The 1,864-nt window shown below is 69.3% G+C and carries 2 protein-coding genes; both read left to right on the forward strand.

Features of this window, described 5'->3' with window-relative positions:
* The first annotated feature begins 17 nt into the window (after positions 1-17).
* Positions 18-1,352, forward strand: a complete 1,335-nt coding sequence (locus tag VGD44_RS03290) for an NAD(P)/FAD-dependent oxidoreductase (RefSeq protein ID WP_331083829.1) — start codon at positions 18-20, stop codon at positions 1,350-1,352.
* On the forward strand, positions 1,352-1,864 hold a 513-nt coding region (locus tag VGD44_RS03295; RefSeq protein WP_331083831.1), incomplete at its 3' end, for a DUF1365 domain-containing protein. The genes VGD44_RS03290 and VGD44_RS03295, both read left to right, overlap by 1 nt.

Raw genomic sequence — 1,864 nt, forward strand, 5'->3', positions numbered from 1 at the left:
AAGGGTTGGGAGTCCAAATGAACGGCGGTGAACGGCTCAGCGTGGCCGTGATCGGGGCCGGAGTCGCGGGTCTTTCCGCGGCCTGGCTCCTCTCGGAAAAGCACGACGTCACCCTGTTCGAGGCCGACCCCCGCCTGGGCGGCCACGCCAACACCGCTGAGGCGCCCGGCTTCCACGGCCCCGTCCCGGTCGACACCGGCTTCATCGTCTACAACGAGGGCAACTACCCCAATTTCACGGCGCTGCTGGAGCACCTGGGCGTGCCCAGCCTCTACGCCGACATGTCGCTCAGCGTGTCGCTGGACGACGGCGCGTTCGAATATTCCAGCTTCGGTATCGGCGGCGTCTTCGCCCAGAAGCGCAACGTCCTGTCGCCCCGGTTCTGGGGCCTGCTGCGCGACATCAACCGCTTCTTCCGCCACGCGCCGAAGGACCTGGCCGAGTTGGAGCGGCAAGCAACGCCGCTCGGCGACTATCTGCAGGCCAAGGGTTACGGCGACGCCTTCCGCGACGACCACCTGCTGCCGCAGGCCGCGGCCATCTGGTCGACGCCGCTGGATCAGATCGGCGCCTATCCGGCCGCATCGCTGATCCGCTTCTTCCTGAACCACGGGATGATGACCATCACGGGCCGCGGCCTGTGGAGGACCGTGGACGGCGGCAGCCGGGCCTACGTCGCCAAGCTCACCGAAGCGTTCCGGGGTGAGGTGCGCAAAGGCGTGCGCGTGGCCGGCGTGCGGCGCGACGCCAACGGCGCCGAGCTACGCCTGGCCGGCGGCGCGCGCGAGCGGTTCGACCAGGTGGTGATCGCCACCCACGGCGACACGGCGCTGTCGCTGCTGGACGATCCGAGCCCCGACGAGCAACGGCTGCTGGGCTGCTTCCGTTACTCCCGCAACATGATCGCGCTGCACACCGATCCGGTGCTGATGCCCAAGCGCCGCCGGGCCTGGACGAGTTGGAACCACATCGGCATGCGCGACCAGCCCGGCGAGGGCGCGGTCACCTACTGGATGAACCGGCTGCAGAGCCTGAAAGGCGCGCCGGAGCTGTTCGTCACCCTGAACCCGAACAAGGAGATCGCCGCGGACCGGCTGCTGAGGACCGAGGTCTACGAACACCCGCTGTTCGACGCCGGCGCCATCGCCGCCCAGCAGCAGATCTGGGATATCCAGGGTGCGCGGCGGACGTGGTTCTGCGGCAGCTACCTGGGCCACGGCTTCCACGAAGACGCGCTGCAGTCGGGCCTCGCGGTCGCCGAGCAGCTGGGCGGCGTGCGCCGGCCGTGGACGGTCGAGGGCGAGTCCGGCCGCATCCACATCCGCGAGCCGGCCCTGGAGGCCGCGGCCTGATGGTCCGCTCCGGCCTCTATCCCGGGGTCGTCACCCACACCCGGCTGAAGCCGCGCCGGCATGCGCTCCGCTATCGGATCTTCATGCTGCTGCTGGACCTCGACGAGCTGGACGCGCTCGACCGGGGGCTGAAGCTGTTCTCGCTCAAGCGCTTCAACCTCACAGGGTTCGATCCCCGCCGGCATGGCGACGGCTCCGCGACCTCGCTGAAGGCTCAGGTGGAGGCCCAGCTCGCCGCCGCCGGAATCGCGCATGGCGGGCCGGTGCGGATGCTGGCTATGCCGCAGATCCTGGGGCTGGGGTTCAACCCGATCACGGTCTACTTCTGCCATCGGCCCGACGGCGCGCTGTCGGCCATCCTCTACGAGGTCAACAACACCTTCGGCGAGCGGCACAGCTACCTGATCCCCGCGGAGGACGGCCCCGTCGTGCGGCAGGCCTGCGAGAAGGGCTTCTACGTCTCGCCGTTCATGGACATGGACCTCTCCTACGCCTTCCGGGTGCGCCCACCG

Origin of the sequence: Phenylobacterium sp., assembly GCF_036402295.1 — a bacterium.
Lineage (GTDB): Bacteria > Pseudomonadota > Alphaproteobacteria > Caulobacterales > Caulobacteraceae > Phenylobacterium.